25 protein-coding genes are annotated in these 23214 nt (G+C 47.9%); 14 read left to right on the top strand and 11 right to left on the bottom strand.

Annotated features, from left to right (window positions below; all coding sequences use genetic code 11):
- Window positions 1–50: 50 nt before the first annotated feature.
- The 7 genes from BLW49_RS28840 to BLW49_RS17515 form a co-directional block, all read right to left on the bottom strand.
- Window positions 51–206: a hypothetical protein gene (locus BLW49_RS28840; RefSeq protein WP_177178771.1), complete on the bottom strand. Its 156-nt coding sequence runs from the start codon at window positions 204–206 to the stop codon at window positions 51–53.
- A gap of 164 nt (window positions 207–370) precedes the next feature.
- Window positions 371–664, bottom strand: a complete 294-nt coding sequence (locus BLW49_RS17540; protein WP_083656124.1) for a hypothetical protein — start codon at window positions 662–664, stop codon at window positions 371–373.
- Between the two features lie 168 nt (window positions 665–832).
- A complete protein-coding gene (locus BLW49_RS17535) occupies window positions 833–1216 on the bottom strand; it encodes a hypothetical protein (RefSeq protein ID WP_090725832.1) in 384 nt (127 codons plus the stop codon).
- Between the two features lie 139 nt (window positions 1217–1355).
- Window positions 1356–2009, bottom strand: coding sequence for an amino acid ABC transporter permease (locus tag BLW49_RS17530; protein WP_076314893.1), 654 nt, complete (start codon window positions 2007–2009; stop codon window positions 1356–1358).
- 30 nt (window positions 2010–2039) lie between these two features.
- On the bottom strand, window positions 2040–2765 hold the full coding sequence (locus BLW49_RS17525; protein WP_090725830.1) for an amino acid ABC transporter permease: 726 nt from the start codon (window positions 2763–2765) through the stop codon (window positions 2040–2042).
- 73 nt (window positions 2766–2838) lie between these two features.
- Window positions 2839–3711, bottom strand: coding sequence for a glutamate ABC transporter substrate-binding protein (locus BLW49_RS17520; RefSeq protein WP_090725828.1), 873 nt, complete (start codon window positions 3709–3711; stop codon window positions 2839–2841).
- 34 nt (window positions 3712–3745) lie between these two features.
- Entirely contained in the window at window positions 3746–4474 is a 729-nt protein-coding gene (locus BLW49_RS17515) for an amino acid ABC transporter ATP-binding protein (protein WP_083656122.1), read from the bottom strand.
- A gap of 354 nt (window positions 4475–4828) precedes the next feature.
- Between BLW49_RS17515 and BLW49_RS17510 the strand changes: the two genes are divergently transcribed.
- From BLW49_RS17510 to BLW49_RS17465, 10 genes are all read left to right on the top strand, one after another.
- Complete coding sequence (locus BLW49_RS17510) at window positions 4829–6430, top strand: glycoside hydrolase family 28 protein (protein ID WP_371264575.1); 1602 nt, start codon at window positions 4829–4831, stop codon at window positions 6428–6430.
- Between the two features lie 102 nt (window positions 6431–6532).
- Window positions 6533–6973, top strand: a complete 441-nt coding sequence (gene nikR, locus BLW49_RS17505; protein WP_076314888.1) for a nickel-responsive transcriptional regulator NikR — start codon at window positions 6533–6535, stop codon at window positions 6971–6973.
- 114 nt (window positions 6974–7087) lie between these two features.
- Complete coding sequence (locus BLW49_RS17500) at window positions 7088–7303, top strand: hypothetical protein (protein ID WP_076314887.1); 216 nt, start codon at window positions 7088–7090, stop codon at window positions 7301–7303.
- A 257-nt stretch (window positions 7304–7560) separates the two neighbouring features.
- Window positions 7561–9186: an ABC transporter substrate-binding protein gene (locus BLW49_RS17495; RefSeq protein WP_076314886.1), complete on the top strand. Its 1626-nt coding sequence runs from the start codon at window positions 7561–7563 to the stop codon at window positions 9184–9186.
- A gap of 38 nt (window positions 9187–9224) precedes the next feature.
- Window positions 9225–10199 (top strand): ABC transporter permease, encoded by a 975-nt coding sequence (locus BLW49_RS17490; protein WP_177178778.1) that lies wholly within the window; start codon window positions 9225–9227, stop codon window positions 10197–10199.
- A complete protein-coding gene (locus BLW49_RS17485; protein WP_076314885.1) occupies window positions 10200–11063 on the top strand; it encodes an ABC transporter permease in 864 nt (287 codons plus the stop codon). It abuts the gene before it with no gap.
- A gap of 19 nt (window positions 11064–11082) precedes the next feature.
- A complete protein-coding gene (locus tag BLW49_RS17480; RefSeq protein WP_076314884.1) occupies window positions 11083–12078 on the top strand; it encodes an ATP-binding cassette domain-containing protein in 996 nt (331 codons plus the stop codon).
- On the top strand, window positions 12068–12670 hold the full coding sequence (locus BLW49_RS17475) for an ABC transporter ATP-binding protein (protein ID WP_090725822.1): 603 nt from the start codon (window positions 12068–12070) through the stop codon (window positions 12668–12670). The genes BLW49_RS17480 and BLW49_RS17475 overlap by 11 nt, the downstream gene beginning before the upstream one ends.
- Window positions 12671–12782: 112 nt before the next feature.
- Window positions 12783–13247 carry a cupin domain-containing protein gene (locus tag BLW49_RS17470; protein ID WP_076314882.1) on the top strand — a complete coding sequence of 155 codons (465 nt, stop codon included), beginning with the start codon at window positions 12783–12785 and terminating at the stop codon, window positions 13245–13247.
- 250 nt (window positions 13248–13497) lie between these two features.
- Window positions 13498–14748 carry a DUF445 domain-containing protein gene (locus tag BLW49_RS17465; protein ID WP_076314881.1) on the top strand — a complete coding sequence of 417 codons (1251 nt, stop codon included), beginning with the start codon at window positions 13498–13500 and terminating at the stop codon, window positions 14746–14748.
- A gap of 115 nt (window positions 14749–14863) precedes the next feature.
- On the opposite strand, the gene BLW49_RS17460 is transcribed toward BLW49_RS17465, so the two are convergent.
- Together BLW49_RS17460 and BLW49_RS17455 are read right to left on the bottom strand one after the other, a co-directional pair.
- Window positions 14864–15520: a response regulator gene (locus BLW49_RS17460; RefSeq protein WP_090725820.1), complete on the bottom strand. Its 657-nt coding sequence runs from the start codon at window positions 15518–15520 to the stop codon at window positions 14864–14866.
- A complete protein-coding gene (locus BLW49_RS17455) occupies window positions 15517–16359 on the bottom strand; it encodes a sensor histidine kinase (RefSeq protein WP_090725818.1) in 843 nt (280 codons plus the stop codon). Before BLW49_RS17455 ends, BLW49_RS17460 begins: the two co-directional genes overlap by 4 nt.
- Window positions 16360–16621: 262 nt before the next feature.
- On the opposite strand from BLW49_RS17455, the gene BLW49_RS28835 reads away from it, so the two are divergent.
- Window positions 16622–16792, top strand: a complete 171-nt coding sequence (locus BLW49_RS28835; RefSeq protein ID WP_170862498.1) for a hypothetical protein — start codon at window positions 16622–16624, stop codon at window positions 16790–16792.
- A gap of 133 nt (window positions 16793–16925) precedes the next feature.
- On the opposite strand, the gene BLW49_RS17450 is transcribed toward BLW49_RS28835, so the two are convergent.
- Together BLW49_RS17450 and BLW49_RS17445 are read right to left on the bottom strand one after the other, a co-directional pair.
- Complete coding sequence (locus tag BLW49_RS17450; RefSeq protein ID WP_076314878.1) at window positions 16926–18788, bottom strand: bifunctional diguanylate cyclase/phosphohydrolase; 1863 nt, start codon at window positions 18786–18788, stop codon at window positions 16926–16928.
- A gap of 331 nt (window positions 18789–19119) precedes the next feature.
- Window positions 19120–19722 (bottom strand): DUF5317 domain-containing protein, encoded by a 603-nt coding sequence (locus tag BLW49_RS17445; RefSeq protein WP_076314877.1) that lies wholly within the window; start codon window positions 19720–19722, stop codon window positions 19120–19122.
- A gap of 307 nt (window positions 19723–20029) precedes the next feature.
- Here BLW49_RS17445 and BLW49_RS17440 point away from each other — a divergent pair, with 307 nt between their 5' ends.
- From BLW49_RS17440 to BLW49_RS17430, 3 genes are all read left to right on the top strand, one after another.
- Window positions 20030–20389 (top strand): metal-sensitive transcriptional regulator, encoded by a 360-nt coding sequence (locus tag BLW49_RS17440; RefSeq protein ID WP_076314876.1) that lies wholly within the window; start codon window positions 20030–20032, stop codon window positions 20387–20389.
- A 69-nt stretch (window positions 20390–20458) separates the two neighbouring features.
- On the top strand, window positions 20459–20659 hold the full coding sequence (locus tag BLW49_RS17435; protein ID WP_076314875.1) for a copper ion binding protein: 201 nt from the start codon (window positions 20459–20461) through the stop codon (window positions 20657–20659).
- 112 nt (window positions 20660–20771) lie between these two features.
- Window positions 20772–23201, top strand: coding sequence for a heavy metal translocating P-type ATPase (locus BLW49_RS17430; protein WP_090725923.1), 2430 nt, complete (start codon window positions 20772–20774; stop codon window positions 23199–23201).
- The last annotated feature ends 13 nt before the right edge of the window (window positions 23202–23214 follow it).

Genomic DNA, 23214 nt, shown 5'->3' with positions numbered 1-23214 from the left:
GATAAGAATCGACAGCAGGCTCTCGATTCTATATGTGCGTTAAGTATGAGTTACTTCATATGGGTAGCGGCTTTTGCAGGGTAAGTATAAGACAATTTGCGAATAATTTCCTTCTGCCATTTCTCGTCGCCAATGGACACCGCCAGATTAAGCAGGTCCAGATAATCATCAAGCTGAAGTGTTGTTTTGGTTACCGATGCTTTCATTCTGTCTTAGAGTCCCCTTTATATAAGAAATTTGCAGTTTGTCACGAAGACAACCTACAATAATGATAATCATTATCAATGATTTTATTATGCATGTTTTCTCATCAAATTGCAATTGTTAATCTGTATTTTGTTGAATTATTTTTAATAATCCGTGCCAATGGTCATTTCTTTTTGGGGATCAGAAGGTACGTAATGATTAGGAATGGAATGTAGATTCCAAGATAAGCCGCAGGAATGACGAACAGCGGGTCGAGCAGGATGTGATGAATCTGCGTCGTGAAGGTCATGCCGCTCATATTCGTGTGATAAACAGAGATCAGCAGGCACACCCCTGCAGCATAGAAACAGAACAAGGCAATGAAGTGCAGCACTCTCTGTATCGGCTTGAAGAGCAGAGAAAGGGCACTCAGAATGAAGGGTAGAATAATAAACAGGGCAATAAACAAGGTGTTCACGTCAAGGCAGCCTCCTTTTATTGCAAGTATCGACATCTTCAAGACGATGCATACAAAAGAACCTGGCAATCCTTATGAATAGGATATTCAGGTTCTGTGTGGAAATGAGAAAAAAGGATGATCTGCGCTTTGTTTGACTTGAAGAAGGGTATGGGGTTGCCTGAGCCGCTACGGATTAAATTTAACGTTTAAAGCATACCAATGCCCGTTCATAAGCTTTAGATTTATTGTGAGTGTCTCACGAAATCCGAAGTCAGGCTGATCGTATTCATGCGTTACAAATACTTTTGAAATGAAGAAGAAATGTAGTGGAAAAACAGTGCCTATTTTATGATTTTCAGGATGATATGTAAAACGGCTTGAAGTATCGCCTCTTGCTGTTAAATTGGTGTTATCAAAAAATGATTGGCTCATGTATTCGGTATAATCATCATCAGATTCAAGAGATTTTTCTAAAATTAGTTTGGTATCACTCGCTATCCAAAAGCCGAATGCAATGTAAATGATAATAAACAAGGAAATAAACGATAAGATCCATTTCTTTTTCTTCAAAATGATTGATCCTCCTATGCTAACTAGTGGATACAGTTCAAAGTCTATTTAATCATATAAAAACTGCACCTCCAACTGTTAGTGAGTATCTAACAATCGGGGTGCAGTTTCACTTATCCAGCCTGTACCCATAAGACGATTAAGCGTCGACGCGGGTCTCCAGTCTCCGGGCAAAGAGTGATAGTGAATAATTGACGATAAAGTAAAGCATTGCGGCAAAAACAATCATCGGAAGGTAGAAATCTGGATTCTGGCCTCCGACAATACGTACATGATTCATCAGCTCCGGCAAGGAGATGGCAACAGCAAGTGAAGTATCCTTCAGCAAAGATATGGTCTGGCTGAGCAGGGGAGGCACCATTCGGCGCAGAGCCTGCGGGAGCGTAATCAGACGCAGTGTCTGAAAATAACTGAGACCCGAGGAACGCGCTGCCTCAATCTGCCCTTTATCAATGGAATTAAGTCCGCCGCGGAGTATCTCAGCGATCATACAGCCTTCAAATATCGTCAGTCCGAATACAGCAGCCCAGAATACGGACATGTTGATGCCGAACTGAGGAAGGATCAGGTATGACACCAGAATGATGAGAAAGAGCGGGAGGTTGCGGATCGTATCCACGACCACGGCAACGATCTGCGAAATAACGGGAAACTTCGTATATCGAATGGTGCCTAGGATGATGCCAACGACAAAGCTGAGCAGGATGGCGACACCGGCGACCTGCAATGTCAGCATGAAGCCTTCAAGAAGAAATCGTATATAGGGCCAGGTATAAGCGCCTGCAAAATCCATTTTGTCCTCCTCCTTTCACGTCTGAAGAAGCTAGTTAAGCGGCCTGTCCAGTCCTCTTGACAGCTTGCGTGAACGCGGTTTGTGGGTTGTATTCCGGATCTCGCGCTGATTCAAGCGTTTCTCCAAGTAATGGACAAGGAAGTTTAACGGAAGTGTGATCACGAGATAGAGAATAGCAACAACGGTATAGACCGATAGCGTCTGGAAGGTAGCTGAATTGACACTGTCTGCAAAATACATCAGATCAAGTCCTGCAACGACAGCCAGTATGGAAGAATTCTTCACCAGATTGATGGACTGGTTCCCCATGGCGGGAAGCACGATCCGAACAGCCTGAGGCATAACGACATGCACCATCGTCTGGATGTAGCTGAGACCTGAAGAGCGTGCAGCCTCCAGCTGCCCCTTGGGTACGGATTGAATCCCTGCACGAATGGATTCGGCCACAAAGGCAGAGGTGTAGATGGTCAGACCGAGTGTCCCGGATACAAAGCCATCCAGATTGAGTCCTACAGATGAGAGCCCGTAATAGAAAAAGAATATCGTCACAAGCAGTGGAATATTACGTATGAATTCAACATAGGCCGCACCAAACCAGTTGAGCGGTTTGATGGGAGCAATGCGAAATACGGCGATAACGGCACCGATCAGAAAGCTGCCGGTAAGCGCCATGAGACTGATCTTCAGCGTATTCAGAAAGCCTGCCGAGAAATCATCCCAGTATCGCCATAGCACACTTATATCAATTTCTGGCATCGGATTCCCTCCTTCTTAGTTGCAAATAAAGAAGGGCGGCCGAGCCGCCCTTACGAAAGGATGTTTATACGGGTTACTCCGCGCTTGGCGGACTTGTTCCCAGCCATTTTTCATAGAGCTCATCATATTCTCCGCTGTCTTTCATCTCCTGAAGCATTTCGTTGACGGTATCGACCATTTGCTGATCGCCTTTGCGAATGGCCATGCCGTAAGGCTCGTCAGTGAAGATGTCTCCAACCATCTCGTAGTTCGGATCATCCTGCATCATACCTAGGAGAATGGAGTTGTCTGTGGTCAGCGTATCGCCTTTGCCCGCTTTCAGCGCAGTGAAGGCTTCCTGGTAGTTTTCGAACTCGAGTACTTTGGCATCCGGCGCTTTCTCCTTGATATTTGTAACAGAGGTTGAACCTTTAACTGCAAGTACTGTCGTATCCGCATTCAGGCTTTCGATCCCTGTGATCGGGCTGCCCTTGGCTACAAGCAGTGACTGACCTGCATTGAAATAAACATCACTGAAATCCACTTCCTTCTTGCGATCCTCGGTAATGGTCATCGTCGCGATGATGATGTCGATCTCGCCGTTCTGAAGAAGCGGTGTCCGGGTCTTGGAGGTGACCTCTTTCAGCTCTACTTTTGTCTCATCGCCGAGTATCTTCTTGGCGAGCGCCTTGGCCATATCGATATCGAAGCCTTCGACATTGCCGGATATAGGATCCTTCAATCCAAACAGCCGGGTGTCGTATTTAACACCTGCAATGACCTTGCCGCGTTCCTTGATCGCTGCGATAGTATCGATATTCTCCGATGCTTCCTGGCCGCCTGAGGTTCCTGAGGAGCCTGTGGCTGGCGATGCTTCATCATTGCCGCAGCCGGCGAGTACAATAACAAACATAAGCATGAATAAGAGCGAGAGCTTGGAGCCTTTAAATCTCTTCTTCGTTTTCATAAATAAAAACACCCCTTTTTTTATCATTTATGAATTAATGATGGATTAAACGGCTGAGAAATTGGCGTGCGCGTTCTTCTCTAGGGTTAGAGAAGAATTGTTCTGCGGCAGCATCCTCCACGATCTGTCCCTCGTCCATAAAAATAACCCGGTCGGCTACTTCGCGGGCGAAGCCCATCTCATGTGTGACGATCACCATCGTCATCCCCGAGTTCGCCAAAGTTCGCATGACATCAAGAACTTCGCCGATCATCTCGGGATCGAGTGCCGAGGTGGGTTCGTCAAACAGCATGATTTTGGGATCCATGGCGAGTCCTCTCGCGATGGCTACACGCTGCTGCTGTCCGCCGGAGAGCTGGCTGGGATAACTATCTGCCTTCTCTGCAATGCCGACACGGGATAAATATTTCATCGCGGTCTCAGCTGCAGCGGCCTTGGACTCCTTCTTCACCTTGATGGGAGCCAGTGTAATATTCTCGATAACCTTCTTGTGGGGGTATAGATTGAAATGCTGGAATACCATGCTGATGTCTTTGCGGAATTTGTTAATGTCGATCTTGCGCTGATGCAGAGGAACGCCGCTGACATGCAGCTCTCCGCCGGATATCGTCTCCAGACGATTGATGCAGCGCAGCAGGGTACTCTTGCCTGAACCGGAAGGGCCGATGATCACGACGACTTCGCCTTCCTTAATCTGGAGGTCGATGTTCTTGAGTACGTGAAAGCTGCCGTAATGTTTGTTAACATTTTTAAACTCAATCAATGGGAGATCACCGCCCTTTTCTATTTCTACTCATCCATCTAAGGAATATAAAGGAAATATGAATATAATGATACAATAAGACCAAAGAGTAGAGCAATCTATTTGTCATGAAACATTACATAAGTAGCAATTGATCTAGTACTTTTGTTGTATGAATGTGAGTTGCTTGTTAGGAATAATGAAATTGAGGTGCTGGCATTGTCTATAAAATGGGTCTTAAAACATAAATAAGCAATATTTTAAAAAATATGATCTTTTTTGCAAGGAATATGGTAGAGAAGCTGCGAATATATCACGGGAGAGCGATGGAATCCTGCACTTCATTAATATAAAAGCAAAGGAGATTTGATGCCTGTGAAGGAACTGAATGTGCATGAGATCGATGGGACCGAAGCTGCTCTGTATCATGTCGAACTGCCGGATATTCCGCAGCGAGAATTTCAAATTGTGGATTTTGGTGCTATAGGCAATGGTCTATACGATAATACGGATCATATTAATTCAGCATTGACGGCCTGTGCTCAGGCGGGCGGGGGCAGAGTCATTATCCCTGCCGGTATATGGCTGACAGGGCCGATCCTGCTTCAGAGCCGAACAGAGCTGCATTTAGAGCGGGGGGCACTGGTTCGGTTTAGCAGAGAATATACAGATTATCCGCTTATTCTATCAAGCTATGAAGGACGTCAGGCGATACGCTCAAGATCTCCGCTGGACGGAGAGAATCTCACAGATGTGGCTATAACCGGGGAAGGTATATTCGATGGAAGCGGTGACGCATGGAGACCCGTGAAGCAGAACAAGCTCACCGCTTCAGCCTGGGAAGCACTCGTCGCCTCCGGTGGTGCCGTTAATGAGCGTGGAGGGGGTAATTCCATATGGTGGCCGTCCGAACGGGCAATGAACGGGGCGTCCTTCACAGAAGCACTGCATACCTCCGGTGTGCGGGATAAGGCAGCTTATGAGCCAGCTCATGAATATCTGCGTCCTAATCTGCTCAGTCTGCGCCGTTGTAAGCGAGTGCTCTTGGAAGGAGTTACCTTTCAGAATTCCCCGGCCTGGAACCTGCACCCATGGGCCTGTGAGCATGTCACGATTCGCCAAGTAAACGTCAGGAATCCTTGGTATGCACAGAACGGGGACGGGCTCGATCTGGATTCAGTAAGGCATGCGCTCGTTGAGTACTGCTCCTTCGATGTCGGAGACGATGCCATCTGTCTTAAATCAGGCAAAGACGCAGAGGGGCGCGAGCTTGGCATCCCTACTGAATATGTGACCATTCGCCACTCTACGGTCTATCATGGGCATGGCGGCTTTGTCATCGGCAGCGAAATGTCCGGAGGCGTTCGGCATGTTCGAGTCTCCGATTGCATGTTTATGGGAACCGATATCGGTCTGCGCTTTAAGAGCGCGAGAGGCCGCGGCGGGATCGTAGAGGATATTATCATTGAGCGGATCCGGATGCTTGATATCACAAAGGAGGCCATTTCCTTCTCGCTCTTCTATGAGGGAAAGGAAGGTTCGGGCCGAGGAGATGAGAAGATCTATGCCGTGGGCGAGGGGACGCCGATTTTTCGTAACATTTCCATTCGTGAGGTGGTATGCAGCGGAGCCCAAACTGCAATGTACGTAAGTGGTCTCGCTGAAATGCCTGTGGAAGATATAAGTGTGAACAATTACCACGTACACGCGGCAAACGGGTTTATATGTTCTCAGGCCAAGCATCTGGAGCTGACACATATTACAGCAAAGGTGGATCAGGGCTCTCTTGTCAGCCTGCACCAATGCCGTGGTGTAGAGCTGTCTGAGATCGATGGACTAGGAGCTGATGGAAGGCTGCTCATGGTGACAGGGTCAGATAGTACCGGCATTGTCTACGGAGTCTCAAGCGGGCAGGAAGAATGCCAAATATCAGCAGGCCCAGGCGTACGAAGCGGCTCGCTGATCCGGAGAAGATAAAGCGGCCGTCAGCGGTCAGGATTCATTTCTATATTTCAAAACCAGCTCCTGTGTTAAACTTCTGTTCATATGATGCTTAACTGAAGGACAGGAGGGTCCATTATGAATGATAAGGAAGAGCTGACTCGATTCGGTGTAGCGTTCCCAACGCCGCTGATCGAGCAGTTTGACAAATATATACTGGAACAGGGCTATAAGAATCGTTCGGAAGCCATTCGTGATCTGGCTAGAAGAACGATGCTCGAGCCTTCAAGGCTGCATTCGGACGAGCAGGTTGCCGGCGTGATTGTGATGGTCTATGACCATCATGCCAGTGAGCTGCCGAGTAAGCTTATGGAATTGCAGCATCATTATCACCAAGACATTATTTCAAATATGCACGTTCATCTAAATCATCATCAGTGTCTTGAAGTCATTGCTGTTCGCGGATCTGTCAGCAGCCTTCGCTCATTGCATCAACAGATCCAGGTTCAGAAGGGTGTACACTATGCTGAGCTGTCTGTGACGTTTAATGATGCTGAGAAAGCCCATTCACATATTTAAGCAGCTATCCCTCTTTACAGACTATATATAGGGGTATACAATAGAGGTTGCCACTATCTGTTGTATTATATTGGTATTTTTAAGCTGCGATATAGAAATGGGAGGGAATATTAGATGAACCGCTATCTATTCGAATATGAACTACAATCCACTGGCTTCCGCGGTGAATTCAGCTGGGTAGAGGAGTCTGAAGAGAAGGCAAAAGAAGCTGTCCGTGAGCGGATCGCTGATCTTGAATTTACAGACCTGGAGGATGTCATCGTGGGTAAACTGCTCAAAACGATGGACGCATCCAATCGTTATTTTGAATGTGAGAACTGTGCTTCTTAAGGTATAGCTGCAGTCTATATATCAGTTGAGGATCTTCAATTTGCCTAATGGCGAATGTGGATCCTCTTTTTTATTCGGTTTATGATTTCTCTCCAAGTTGATTTTTTCTCGCATGATTGACTTATGTCAACTTTCATTACGCCACCAGTGGTTTTAGCCCAAAATATGGTTGATGACTGTTTGAATATCGTGCTACAATTAGTGAAATTTGTAGCACGATATCTAAATATATGCAAAAAACGGGGGAGAACGGTCCAATGAAGCTTCGCTTATTAAAATCCATGTTAGTTATGGCAACATCATTCTCAATCATTCTTGCAGGCTGTACCCAGGGGGAAGAGAATATAGTCACACAAAGCCAGGATACAGCCCCTGAAGTGAGGGACGAACTGATTCTGGCCATCGGTACAGAGACGGAGGCAGGATATGACCCGACAACAGGGTGGGGCCAATATGGTTCTCCTCTCTTTCAAAGTACATTACTTAAAAGGGATGCTGATCTTAATGTGGTGAATGATCTGGCAACCGACTATACAGTAAGCGAGGATGGCAAGACCTGGACGATCAAGCTGAGAGAGGATGTTCGGTTCTCGGACGGTGAGGCACTGACAGCAGAGGATGTAGCCTTTACCTTCGAGACAGCCGCGAAGAGCGCGTCCATCATTGATCTAACCAACATGGAGAAAGTAGAGGCGGCGGATGATACGACGGTAGTGTTCACTTTAAAAGAAGCGCAGTCAACGTTTATATCTCTTCTGACTACACTCGGCATTGTGCCTGAGCATGCTTATGATGAGAGCTACGCGGAGCAGCCCATCGGTTCGGGCCCGTATAAGCTGGTGCAGTGGGACAAGGGCCAGCAGGTCATCGTAGAGCGGAATCCGGAGTACTACGGGGAACAGCCGTATTTCAATCGCTTGACCTTCTTGTTCCTGGAGGAAGACGCGGCCTATGCTGCGGCGCAGGCTGGTACGGTGGATGTTGCAGCGATTCCGGCCGCTTTTACTAGACAAGAGGTTCCGGGCATGAAGCTTGAAGCGGTGAAAACCGTAGACAATCGTGGAATTGTATTTCCGTACAATCCGGCAGGAGGGACAACCTCAGAAGGGATAATGACCGGCAATGATGTAACCGCTGATGCGGCGATCCGGAAGGCTGTGAATGTGGCGATTGACCGAGAGGCGCTGGTGGAAGGTGTGCTGGAGGGGTATGGTCGTCCGGCATACTCTGTAGCGGATGATCTGCCGTGGGGCAGTGAGGAAGCACAGTTTGCGGACGGGGATCCGGCAGAAGCGAGGCGGATTCTGGAAGCAGCAGGATGGCATGATACAGATAAGGATGGAATTGTAGAGAAAGGTACGCTTGAAGCGAGCTTTAAGCTGTATTATTTTGCCGGAGACATGACTAGACAGTCGATTGCCCTGACTGTAGCCGATATGGTGAAGGCGGCGGGTATTCAGATTGAGGTCGAAGGGAAGAGCCGGGAAGAAGTACAGAAGCTGATGTACGCAAATCCGGTGCTGTTCGGGTGGGGAAGTCATGATCCGCTGGAAACCTACAATCTATACTCCAGTACCAATAACGGGGTGGGATATTACAATGCTGGACAATACAGCAATCCTACAGTCGATGCTTGGATGGACAAGGCAATGAAGGCAACCGACGAAGAGGAAGCGTGGGGGTATTGGCAGAAGGCATTATGGGATGGAACGACAGGCTTTAGCTTCCAAGGTGACGCGCCATGGGCATGGCTCGTTAACGTGGATCATATTTATCTGGTGCGTGAAGGGCTTAATATCGGCGAGCAGCAGATTCATCCGCACGGTCACGGATGGCCAATTACCTCTAACATCGAAGAGTGGTTCTGGGAAGGATCGGAATAATGCAAGACAGACAGCAGCGAGGACCATTTAGCAGTTGGATGTTATATCTATTGAAAAAATTGCTCCGGCTGGCTTCACTCCTGGCCGCGGTCAGTTTCATTGCCTTTATGCTGATTGAGTACTCACCGGTTGATCCCGTGATGGCCTATGTAGGTGCGGATGCCATGAAGGTAAGTCCTGAGCAGCTGGAGCAGATCAGAGAGCGCTGGGGATTAAACGATGAGCCGCTGGTCAGGTACAGTAAGTGGTTGTCATCCCTTTTGCAAGGAGATTTTGGTACTTCCATGATCTATCGGGAGCCGGTTCTGGATTTGATCCAGCACCGATTTATGGCTTCTCTTGCACTGATGGGAGCTGCTTGGACGATCTCGGGTGTCCTCGGGTTTGCACTCGGCTCGTTAGCCGCAATGAATAAGGGAAGCTGGCTGGATCATGTGGTAAAAGGGTACTGCTACGTGCTCGCTTCCACACCCGCCTTCTGGCTTGCCCTGCTAGCGCTAATGGTATTTGGTGTCTGGCTTGGCTGGTTTCCCATTGGTCTCGGTGTACCTGCGGGGGTGCTCAGCAGTGAGGTGACCATTATAGAACGGGTGCGGCATATGATTCTCCCTGCTCTGACACTAAGTGTAGCGGGAGTAGCAAATATTGCGCTTCACACACGTCAGAAGCTGATCGACGTGCTGGATTCAGATTACGTGCTCTATGCGCGTGCAAGAGGAGAGCAGGGGTTCACGCTATTCCGGCGACACGGCCTGCGTAATATTATGCTGCCTGCAGTAACGCTTCAATTTGCGTCCTTTAGTGAATTGTTTGGCGGAGCCATATTGGCGGAACAGGTATTCTCTTACCCCGGACTGGGACAAGCCACGGTTGAAGCAGGGCTTCGCGGCGACGTACCTCTCCTGCTGGGTCTTGTTCTGTGCAGCACGCTGTTTGTCTTCACCGGCAATTTCATTGCCGACCTGTTATACCGCTGGATTGATCCACGGTTTGATACAAAGGAGGCGGTGTAAATGCAGCAGCTGGAACGACGATCTTCTGCACCTGCCGAAGTCAGGCGAACACTGAATACCCGAGGCAAAAATGTGATTCGAATCCTAATAAGTGCCGGATTCCTGGCTGCGGTCCTGCTCTTGGGCTCATTCCTGCCAGAGCAGGCAGCCCATACGTCGCTATCGGAACGTAACCTGGCACCGGGTGCCGGGCATTTGTTCGGGACGGACTGGCTTGGGCGTGATATGTTGGACCGCACCTTGAAAGGACTTGCTTACAGCATACAAGTTGGGCTCACGGCAGCAGCCTGCTCCAGCCTTATCGCCTTGCTGGTCGGCCTGCTTGCAGCTGCGGACAGAAGAATGGATCAGGCCGTGTCTTGGTTTATTGATTTGTTTATGAGCGTTCCGCATTTGGTATCGCTCATCTTGCTTGCCTTCGTCTTCGGCGGCGGCGCCAAAGGAGTCATTATCGCTATCGCATGCACACACTGGCCGCAGCTGGCCCGAGTGATCCGTGCTGACATGCTTCAGCTGAAATCAGCCGATTATATACAGGTATCTCGGAGAATGGGGAAGTCACAGGGCTATATTGCCCTGCATCATATGCTTCCGCATCTGATCCCGCAGCTGCTGGTCGGTCTGCTGCTCGTGTTCCCCCATGCGATATTGCATGAGGCAGCCATTACCTTTCTAGGTCTTGGTTTATCACCCCAGCAGCCTGCCATCGGCATTATCTTGTCAGAATCGATGCGATATTTATCGGCAGGAATGTGGTGGCTCGCCTTCTTCCCCGGACTGGCACTCGTTCTTACGGTGCTTGCTTTTGATACTCTGGGTCACGGAATTAGAAGCTATAGTGAACCGATCAGACTTGAACGATAGAGAGAGGGCTGGGGTTAATATGACTTTGCTCAAAATAGACAACTTATCGGTCTCATTTGCGCGCGGCAAGGGATTATTCCGGGTCGAGGAGACCGAGGTCATCCATGGACTGAGTATGACCGCCCAAGCAGGCCGAATTACAGCAGTGATCGGGGCGAGCGGGTCGGGAAAAAGTCTGCTGGCCCATGCGATTCTGGGCATTCTCCCGTCCAATGCGATTACTCGGGGAACACTTTATTTTAAGGGTGCGCCAATGAATAACGCCGCTAAAACAGAGCTTCGAGGCCGCCGTCTTGCGCTGGTACCTCAGTCTGTACAATACCTCGACCCTCTGATGAAGGTAGGCGCCCAGGTAAGCTACAGCCTTGAAGGAAGTAATGAACGTAATGACCCCATCAAGATGAAAGGCGCTAACACCTCCCGAATACATGCGAGAAAGAAGCTTATGCAGGAGAGGCTGGGTGTGATTCTCCGCAAATATGGCTTGGCCACCGATGTGAAAGAGCGATATCCGTTTGAGCTGTCCGGCGGTATGGCGAGGCGAGTGCTGTTATCCATTGCAACGGCAGGCGAACCGGAGCTGATTATTGCAGATGAGCCGACGCCCGGCATTCATGTGGAGGCACTGTCTGAGACGCTGAGACATTTTCGCTCCATTGCCGACCAAGGGGCAGGCATTCTATGGATAACCCATGATATTGAATCCGCGCTTCAAATCGCAGATGAGCTCGTTGTTTTTTACGCAGGAACCAATGTAGAAACCGCGCGTCCGGAGGATTTTACAGGCAGCGGGGAGCTGCTGAGACATCCGTATTCGAAGGCGCTCTGGAACGCATTGCCGCATAATGGCTTTAAGATGCCCCCAGGACCTCAGCTGACGCTAGACAGAGATCTTCATTCAAGTGGGTGTAAGTATGCCCACCGATGTCCAATGGCCACATGGGAATGTACAGAAGAGCTTCCGCTGCTCCGAGAGCTGCGGGGCGGAGAGGTGAGATGCATTCATGCAACTTGAGGCGAAGAACCTTGGATTTCGATACGATCGTCGTCAGGATTGGTGTATGAGGAATGTTCATCTGTCTATTTCATCTGGAGAGATGGTGGGACTTCGCGGCCCGAGTGGTGCGGGGAAATCAACACTGGCTCGATTGCTGGCGGGCTATTTGGAGCCGGATGAGGGAGTAGTGCTTCTGGATGGCACACCGCTGTCTTTATATAAAGGCTATGCTCCGGTTCAGTTGGTCTTACAGCATCCAGAATCCGCAATTAATCCGAGATGGCGCATGCATAAAGTGCTGCAGGAAGCGGGTCAGCATGATGCAGAGCTGCTGCATTCGCTAGGAATTGAAAAGTCCTGGCTTGCACGAAGACCGGGTGAGCTGTCAGGCGGCGAGCTGCAGCGCTTTTGTGTAGCCCGTGCACTTGGAGCAGGCACCAAATTTCTCATTGCTGATGAAATGACCACAATGCTGGATGCCGTAACTCAGGCTCAGATCTGGAATGCCGTTAAGAAAATGGCTGTAGAACGCGAGCTGGGTATACTGGTCATTAGCCATGAGGGAAGCCTGCTGTCTCAGCTGTGCAGCCGAATCATTGAATGGAAATGAAGCAGCCTGTGATTCTATTTGTTTGAGAGCAGTCACATTTTCTAGTATGATACACTCTATAGTATTAACGAAGCTGTTAGAAATTATTGGATAAAAGGCAGGGTTAACGAATATGACAGAACGTAATCTATCGCCGCTGGTTGCTGCGCTCTCCATGGAGCCGCATCCAGAAGGTGGCTGGTACAAGGAGATCTGGAAGGCGGCATACCAAATTCCTCAATCTGTACTGCCAGGCGTATACTCCGGGCCGCGCCCAGCGGCTACTTCGATTTATTTCTTGCTGCACCCGGGTGAATTCTCGGATTGGCACGTCGTTCATTCCGATGAGCTGTGGATGTGGCACTCTGGCAGTCCACTCGAGCTTATCATCGGCGGCAGCGGTGAAGGGGATCCCACTCAGACCGAATCCTTTATCCTTGGTCCGGACGTTGTAGCAGGACAGCATCCGCAGGCGCTGGCGCCAGGCGGACAATGGCAGATGGCACGGCCGCTCGGAGATGAACCGGTGCTTGTATCCTGTGTGGTTGCACCCGGATTCCACTATGATGATTTCCGGCTGATCCAACGTAAAGAGTAGCAAGCTCGTAGGTTTAAAGCTGAGCCTTAGCGGATTGGAGATATATCCGGCTCCATAGGGCGGAATAGATTCGTGCAAAGACTCAGCACATACACGGGGCGACCATAGGTCGGCCCGTTATTTTTTGTATATCCAGAGTTTGGAATAATACAATTGTGGTGATAAGATGAATATTATACATAGCGCTATCCATTCGCATGATATACACATGTATTGTACATAGATTAAGTCGTTGAAGGAGTTAATTCAAATGGTTAAACAGACGAAAAAAGCCGCAGCATGGTCGCTTGTTATTATGGGTGCTGGGTTCGCGGCGTCGCTGCCGTTTCAAGATAGTACGGTTGGTAAAATGCTTGTCGGTTCCTTTGAAGCCGGACTCGTTGGCGGGCTTGCTGACTGGTTTGCAGTAACGGCACTCTTTCGCCATCCGCTGGGTCTCAAAATTCCGCATACTGCGCTGCTCCCGAAGAACCGCAAGAAAATTACGGAGGCCCTTGTATCTGCAGTAGAGAACAATCTGCTGAACAAAGACAGCATTGCAGCTAAGATTGCCGAAATGCCGGTATCACAAATGATCCTGGAGATGGCAGAGAAAGAGCTTCATACGACAACAACACATGAGGCGATTGATAAGCTTGCCAAACGCGTCATTTCGTCATTACCTCTGGAGAAGATCGCTCCACTTGTTGCTGAGGAGATTAAGCGCCAGGTTGGACGTGTAGAGATAGAGCCGCTGCTGTCAAAGGCAGAGCAGTACATTACGAGTAAGGGATATGACCGAATGGCTCTGGACTATGGGCTTGATCAGGCAGAGGAGTGGCTCGTTAAACCGGATACCCAGTATACACTCGGCGAAATTGGGATGAGAGCGATGAACTCCCTGCAGGTTAACGGTCTGATGCAGTTTGCTCTGAATGCAGTCATGGGATATTTGAATGAGGAACGGCTTGGAGGGATTCTTCAGCGTTTCTTGTATGATCAGGTACAGGACCTGAAATATGAGGGTCACCCTCGCAGACAAAGTGTACTAAATGCCATTCGCGGACAAGTGCAGCGTTTAGCGCACAGCAAGAAAGTGACAAACGGTCTGGAAGAGTGGAGGGATTCCATGCTTCAGAACTGGGATGCAGAATCAGCTGTGCTTAAGAAGCTGGTGGAATTCCGTGAACAAATGCTGGGTTATATGGAGGATGGAAGTTACGTAGAGAAACAGCTCATTCCGGTCATTTCATCCCTCGTTGCAGAGGTGAAAGAGGATGCTGAGCTTCTGGAACGCATCAACCAGAAGATTGTAGTCAGTGTCACAACCTTGCTGGAGCGTAATCATTCCAAGATCGGCCAGCTCGTACGTGAAAATATCGATAAAATGGATAACAAAACCCTTATTGCGATGATGGAGGATAAGCTCGGTGAGGATCTGCAGTGGATTCGGATTAACGGTGCGGTAACCGGTTTTATGATCGGGATTGTTCTGACCGCATTGCAGCTGGCACTGGCCTAATCGATTTTGTCGCGATATAAGTCAAACAGCTGTTTCCTGCATTCAGGAAACAGCTGTTTTTAAAAGAGACTGCAGCTGCATTCGTGCGGCGGAGAACGGGGCCTGTATGTACAGCTCAGTTCTCAAAATCACGTTCGATCCAGCCCTGCTCCAGTGCATACCTGGTGAGCTGGACACGATTCTCCAGCTGGAGCTTCTGTAAAATATTTTTGAGATGATTCTTCACGGTCTGATCCGAAATCCCAAGTCGGTCGGCGATCTCCCGATTGGTCTTGCCGGAGGCAACCCAGTTCAGAATTTCTCGTTCTCGGGTGGTCAGCGGTGTGCTGCCATCATCCCTCTTCTTGGTCTTCGGGAACTCCTGCAATATGCGGTAGGCCAGCTCCGGGTTAACCGGGGCTTCGTCACTGACGACAGCCTTTAGATATTCCAGCCAGGTTGAGGAGGACAAGTTCTTGAACAGGTATCCTTGTGCTCCTTGTTTGAGTGCTTCGAACAGATGTGTCACATCATCAGAGACCGTAACCATCACAATAATCACATACGGATAGCGCTGCTTGATCGCCCGTGTGGTCTCCAGTCCGTCCATCCCTGGCATACGGATATCCATGAGGATGAGATCAGGCATCCATTCCTCGGTCAACACCAGTGCTTCTTCACCGCTTGATGCGGTAGCTACAATATCAAACAACGGCTCCTCCGATAATATCGACTCCATGGCAGCTCGGGCATGGGCTGAATCGTCGACGATCAGTACGCGTGTCTTGTTCATGAAGCATCCTCTCCTTTGATAATCTGCATGCAGGTTCCGCCGCCCTCCATGTTGCTGAAGTGAAATCTCCAGCCCATTTCTTCCGCACGACCTCTCGTTATACGAAGCCCATACCGGCCTTTGCGCTGTTCCGGATCACCTGTATAGCCAATTCCGTCATCTGTAATGGACACCTTCCAATGCTCCTTATTTCCTGTTCCTGTTATAGAGATTGTGCTGGCATTGGCATGCTTGCGAATATTTAGAATGGCTTCACGCATACAGGCAATGAGCTCGATATGTTCTTTGGTCGTGAGCGCTTCATCGGAGAGCTTCCATTGAATACGGGAATCATATCTGCCGTCTGCAACCATGTCCTCGATCTGTCTGAGCAGCTGCTGAGGAGAATCGACGTTGTTCTCTTCACTATGAGGAACTCTCAGCTGGGCGATCGCTTGTCTGGCATAGTGATGCACTTCGTGTACAGTTTTTCTAACATCCTGCAGTTCGCCTTCGTTAGGGGTGCCTGTCAGTTTACGTTCGGCTTTATCAAGCTGGACAGATAGAAGGAATAACGACTGGGCTATACCATCATGCAATTCCCGTGCCAGGTGCTCCCTGGCTTCCAGCGCAGATTTCGCTGCCTTCTCTCGTTCCAGCTCAGCCTGCGATTTCTCCATAATCGTAAACAATTTATTCAATAAAGTGACGCTGATGAGATAGATAATTACCGGCGTCAGCCAGTTTCCTGCCTCCATTGAGAGATAGGGCATGAGAAACTGGTGACGTATATATTCCCACAAACCAACGGTAATGGTTGGGATGAATAAGATCATCAATTTCATTTGTTTATAGCTCATTGCCAGCTTCAGTCTCCTTCTAGGCATGTTGTGAATTAATTTCTATTATACCTTTAATCTGGAGACGAACGAACACTATAGCCTAAGATGCCCAAGCATTCAAGAGGAATTGTATGCCTATAGTAGAAGGTGTACGTTAAATACCAGCTAAGCACTTCTGAGATGAAATTATTACAGAGAATCACCCTTCCTTAACCCAAGGTCAATTCGATATACTTGTATAGAGAAAGAGAAAAGGATTGAAGGAGAGTGTAGTAAAAGCATGAGTCAAGCCGTATTGGAGCGTCGAAGTGAAATACTCAAGAAGAATATCGAACGGATGCTGATTAGAGAGAATCAGCGGGGCATTACGAGACAGCAAAGTATGTTTTTACAACAAATGATTAAAGAGCTTCATCAAACCTCTCATGAACTGGATGTAAAGAAATCATAATTTAATTTAGAAGCTTGTTGTTCTAACATGTAAAAAAACCTATGCGATTACTACGGCTATTCGTAGAATCACATAGGTTTTTTGATGTCAGGGTATATCGGTAATTCTAATATCGTAAGGGCTGAGCTGGCTGTTAATTGGATAGGACAGTGGTGTTGCCCATCTCCATGTACTCTGATCTCGGCATTTGCATTTGGATGTAAGAGATGAACAGCTCCACCAGCTTCGGATCAAACTGTGTTCCTGAACAGTCACGCAGCTCCACAATGGCTTCCTCGAACGTCTTTGTCTTCTGATATGGTCTTTCTGAAGTCATAGCATCGAAGGAATCGATTACGGTAAGCATTCGGCACAACTTCGGAATCTCCTTGCCTTTAAGTCCGTGGGGATAGCCTTTGCCATCATACCGTTCATGATGAAGCTCGATATAGGGGATCAGGTCCTTGAACCGATGATCTGTCATGGCGATTTTTTTGCCCCAAGTGACATGCTGTTTGACAGTTTCCCATTCTTCTGAGGTCAGCTTGCCTTTTTTGTTGAGCACACCCCAAGGGATTTCGAGCTTACCAATGTCATGAATTAAGGCCCCGAGTATAAAATTTCGCCGCTCTTCCTTCTCCAGAGCAAGATGTCCGCTCATATCAAGCGCATACTTATATACTCGCTTCGAATGCTTGAATGTATCAATGTCCTTATATATAAACAGATTAAGCTGCTGCTCGATATAATGAATTTCTTGATCCAGATCAATATCCGCTTCCATCTCGATATTACATCCGTAAGTATGCACGGTGTTCTTGCCTTGCTTCTTCGCATAGTAGAGCGCTTTATCCGCATAATCGACCAGCTGGGATTTGTCATACAGTTCAATTTCGTATTCGGCAATACCGGCAGAGAAGGACAAGCATTTATGAGGAAAAACTTCTACACCATCAAAAGGAGTATCGTTTAATTTTTTTCGAATTCGATCGACGAATGAGCGCGCTTCTTCTATGGCATATCCAGGCATCAGCAGGGTGAATTCTTCCCCGCCATATCTTGATGCAATGATAGGAGTGCCTTTGGTTTCCTCCTTGAGGAGAGAACCCAAAAAGCTGATAAGTGTATCCCCCTTGAGGTGTCCGAAGCTGTCATTGTATTTCTTGAAATCATCGATATCAATCATCGCTAAAGTGAGCGGTGTATCGTTCTTGCGTGCTTCCTCGATGCTTGTCTCCAGTGAGCTCTCAAAATAACTGTGATTGTACAGTCCGGTTCGTTGATCCAAATTTGAACGATTCAGAATCTGATGATACATATTAAACAGTTGTCGAAACGCGTGAGACAGCAATATAGCCAAACCTAGAAACAGGATGAGGCCCAACACTCCATTATGCACAATCAGCACGGTAAGGACGAGAGACAGAATAAGCATACATAAATACACGAGCATAGTCTCTTTGACAAAACCTTTGAGTGTGTTGTACAGATCCTTCCTGTATAAAAGGTAGTAGTACATGAACATTCCAAATGTATTGACCGAAAAATATACCGCAAGCGAAATCATATACACGGGGAGATTTTGATCATCTACACTGCCACGTGTTCCGCCTAGAGATTCGTATACCGTATCCGATAGTGATATCATCAATGAGTACAGAGTGAAGTTCGTTAGCTGCTTCCACCATGGGACATTTCGTTTGTAGATCAAATAACATAGAAACGAAAAAAGCAACACGCTTAATGCCATTTCGCCCCCATATATGAAAATGCATGCAAGGTATATAGAAGAGTCAAACGACATCACATTTCCTTCGGGAGGTAATCGAAAGGTAAGGCTATTAAGTATCAGCGTGGCACCCAGCATGATGTATAAGGTGACCCATTCTTCCGGTGAGTAGCTGAAGAAGGCTCCGCCATTATATTGACTGAAGGTAATCATGCCCGCTAAGCAGAGAGCTGCGATATACCACTGGCTAATATCTACTTTTTTTATTTTTGATAGAAAGGTTGTCATGAAATCTAATTTCTCCTATTAAATTCATCGTATGTTTATATAATTTATCATGACATTAAACGACTGTGTGAATTAATTTCACAACTCATTAAACGAAGAATCTAAAATGATATACTCTCGACTAGAGCGGCTTGGGATTATCGATGAAATAGATTCGTGTATAAAGAAAAAAACAGGCTATGTGGCCTGTTTTGAAAAAAGAATAAAGCTGATAAGTCCTAGCCGAAAGCAAATCCAGAAGTCAATGCCACAACGACAGAAGCAACAATTACCCCGTTCATGATGATGCGGGCGATGTTAGATTTTTTCATGGTATGTATCCTCCTTCGTCTTAATTTGATGTATTTAAACTTGGTGCGAGATCTTGATCTTCAGAATCCTTCTTCGGCGGTACCATAATACTCTGGATGTACAGGAATATACCCAGGTTCATGACAACGTCCCCGATACTAATGACTTGGGTTCGAGGGTAAGGACTCGAGAGCGGGATAATATCTCCCAGAAAGGATAAGCGGGTGGAGGCATCAAGCATGTAATGCTTGTACACAGCGTCACCGCTGGTCAGAAGCTCTGTATAGTAAGGCCCGAGAACTTGGGCAGCTTCTAAAGAGACAGGCATACGGCCGCCGTTGACAGCCATGACGATAAAGTTCAGGAATACGCCAATCAGAATGATCAGAAATCCCTTGTTCTGACGGTTCACCCACAAGAAGAACATTCCTACAATGTAGAGGAACATAAAGAAATATCCTGAAACAGGTGCAAGCCAATCTGCGTTGCCTTGAAAACGGAAAATGATAAACTGGATAAGCAGCAATATCGGGAAAATTAATCCGCCTCGTAGCTTGATCTGTCCAAACTGCATGAGACCGTGCTTAAAGCCGCCTCTGAAAAGTCCTACGATAAGTCCTAGAATTATACCATCATAGACCATGTATCAATCTCCGTTAGTTTCAAATTTTTATCGTAGCATTGTTATTCGACTTCAATTTGGTAAATCCTTCATGAATTTTAAAAAAATTTAGAAATTTTTTTGATTAATTTGTCTGATACCCATTTTCTTGTCTGATTCTGAATCATTATCTGACTTATGACTAGAAATTCACTTCAAATATTTATGAAAAGGTACATAGACCTACAAATTTTTTAAAAATAATCGCAGATGAAGTGTGTATTGGTGTATTGACATACCCTATGGGGGTATAATATATTGAGTGTAGGAATGGAAGGAGGTCATGTGAATGGATGTTAAGAAGATAGCTGTTGAAGGTGAGAACACAGTACATTGCCATGATTCCCATTCAGGCCATCAAGAGGAAGGAGTAAGGCACAGTCATCACTCTGATGAAATGAAGAATATTCTGACAACCCGTCTGAACCGGATTGAGGGTCAAATTCGCGGTATAAAGGGCATGATTGAGAGAGATACCTATTGTGATGATGTGCTCACGCAAATTGCGGCTGTTCAATCTGCACTAAACGGTGTCGGCAAGCTTCTGTTAGAGGGGCATATGAAGAGCTGTGTCATTGATCGAATCCAGGCAGGTGAGCATGAAGTGATTGACGAGCTGCTGGTGACGGTTAAGAAGCTTATGAAGTAGTATTGTTGCCGATGGTGCTGAAAGTCTGGATTATAATATAAATCACAATGAAAATGGGAGGAATTGAATATGAGTAACGTAACGTTGAATGTACAAGGTATGTCTTGTAACCATTGTGTGAAGTCTGTTGAAGGTGCACTAGAAAGCGTCGGAGCAAAAGGTACAGTGGACTTGGCCTCCGGTACGGTTAAGATAGAATATGATGAACAAAAGGTAACTGTGGATCAAGTGAAGCATGCGATCGAAGATCAAGGTTATGACGTGGTTTAATCTATTTGAGAATGGATTATATGAAGTGAACAATGAGCGAAGAGCAGTCCGTTCTGGTCTGCTTTTTTCAGATCAATTATATACCCCTAAGGGGTATTAGGGGATGATTCATATGAATTCGCCTACCGTAAGCGGCGAGAAGCATACAAAGTTAAATATTACAGGAATGACCTGTGCTGCTTGTTCTGCCCGCATTGAGAAAGGACTATCACGCATGGAGGGTGTACACAGTGCAAATGTTAATCTCGCTATAGAGCAAGCTTCTGTAAGTTATGATCCGGCCGTCGTTCAAGTCAGTGATCTTAGAAGCAAGGTCGAAGCACTCGGGTATGGAACGGTAGTGGAACGGGTAGATCTGGACATTACAGGGATGACCTGCGCGGCATGTGCGACACGTATTGAAAAAGGGCTTAGCCGAATACCTGGCGTGACGAGTGCGAGTGTTAATCTCGCTTTGGAAACAGCCCACGTTGAATATGATGGGAGTGAGACTGCGCCCGAGGATTTCGTCCGTAAGGTGGAACAGCTTGGCTATGGCGCTCTGCTGCAGAAATCGAAGGAAGACATCACGGCAATCAGGCAGAAGGAGATGGCGCGCAAAAAATGGAAATGGATCATATCTGCCATATTATCGATTCCATTATTGTGGGCTATGGTAGGCCATTTCTCATTCACTTCGTGGATTTATGTGCCTGAGCTGTTCATGAACCCTTGGTTTCAACTCCTCCTGGCAACACCGGTTCAGTTCATTATCGGTTTTCAGTTCTATAAAGGTGCCTATGCAGCTCTTCGCAGCAAGAGTGCGAATATGGACGTGCTTGTTGCCCTCGGTACGTCGGCGGCCTACTTCTACAGTCTGTATCTGACGATCAGCTGGACAATGGAGGGTGGCCATCATGGGGCCGAGCTGTATTACGAGACCAGTGCAATTCTGATTACACTGGTACTGGTGGGCAAATGGTTTGAAAGTGTGGCCAAAGGCCGATCCTCTCAGGCCATCCGCAGTTTGATGGAGCTGGCACCGCAATCGGCAATGGTCATACGTGACGGGCAGGAGATAAGTATTCCGGCTGCAGATGTTGTTGTATCCGACCTGCTTATTGTGAAGCCTGGTGAGAAGTTTCCTGTGGATGGAATTGTTGAGAAAGGGAATTCCTCTGTAGATGAATCCATGCTGAGCGGTGAGAGCCTGCCTGTAGATAAACAAGTGGGCGACTCCGTAACCGGTGCGACGATTAATAAAAATGGCGTGCTCACAGTGAGAGCTACACGGGTAGGCTCAGACACGGCGCTTTCACAGATTATTAAGGTGGTTGAAGAAGCACAGGGGTCCAAGGCACCGATTCAGCGAATCGCCGATGTCATCTCGGGTATCTTTGTCCCCATCGTTGTAGGGATTGCGGTAGTGACATTTGTGGTGTGGTTCTTCTTCGTGGAGCAGGGCCAATTCGCGGCAGCTCTGGAAAAAGCAATCGCTGTACTCGTCATTGCCTGCCCTTGTGCGCTCGGTTTAGCGACTCCGACCTCTATTATGGCAGGCTCGGGCAGAGCGGCCGAGTATGGCATTCTGTTTAAAGGTGGAGAGCACCTGGAGCGTGCTCAGGAGATCGCGACAGTTGTACTGGATAAGACGGGTACGGTTACGGAGGGTAAGCCAAAGCTGACCGATGTCATCATTGCTGAGGGTCGATCTGAAGTAGAGCTGCTGTCTCTTGTTGGAGCAGCAGAAGCGGCTTCGGAGCATCCATTGGCAGGCGCGATCGTTTCAGGGATCGGGGAGCGAGGTGTCGCTGTTCCGGAGGCTGAGCGGTTTGAGAATGTGCCGGGCTATGGGATTAAGTCTGTAGTACAAGGGCATGAGCTGCTGATTGGTACGCGGCGCTTGCTTGATGCACACAAGGTGGATCGTTCCGCTGCTGAGAAAGGAATGGAAGAGCTTGAAGCTGCTGGCAAAACGGCTATGCTCATCGCCGTGGACGGCGTCTATGCCGGAACCATTGCGGTTGCCGATACGATTAAGGGCACATCCCGGGCAGCAGTTGAACGTCTGAAGTCAATGGGGATTGAAGTGATCATGATGACCGGGGATAATCGGCGCACTGCAGAGGCGGTTGCAGCTGAGGCGGGAATCGACCATGTGCTTGCCGAGGTGCTGCCAGAAGGAAAGGCGGAAGAGATTAAGAAGCTTCAAGCTTCTGGTCAAAAAGTTGCGATGGTAGGTGATGGGATCAACGACGCACCGGCTCTGGCGACAGCAGATACTGGCATGGCAATGGGTACAGGTACGGATGTTGCCATGGAGGCAGCAGATGTCACGCTTATGCGCGGCGACCTGAACAGCATTCCTGATGCGATTCTAATGAGCCGCAGAACGATGGGGAACATCAAGCAGAATCTATTCTGGGCACTGGGGTACAATGTCATTGGCATTCCGATTGCTGCAGCCGGATTTCTCGCTCCGTGGCTGGCAGGAGCGGCTATGGCGCTCAGTTCAATCTCTGTTGTGCTCAATGCCTTAAGACTTCAGCGGATTAAGCTGTAAAATCAAGCTCGAA

Source organism: Paenibacillus sp. PDC88 (assembly GCF_900106725.1).
Taxonomy (GTDB): domain Bacteria; phylum Bacillota; class Bacilli; order Paenibacillales; family Paenibacillaceae; genus Paenibacillus; species Paenibacillus shunpengii.
This window is presented reverse-complemented; position numbering and strand designations above follow the sequence as displayed.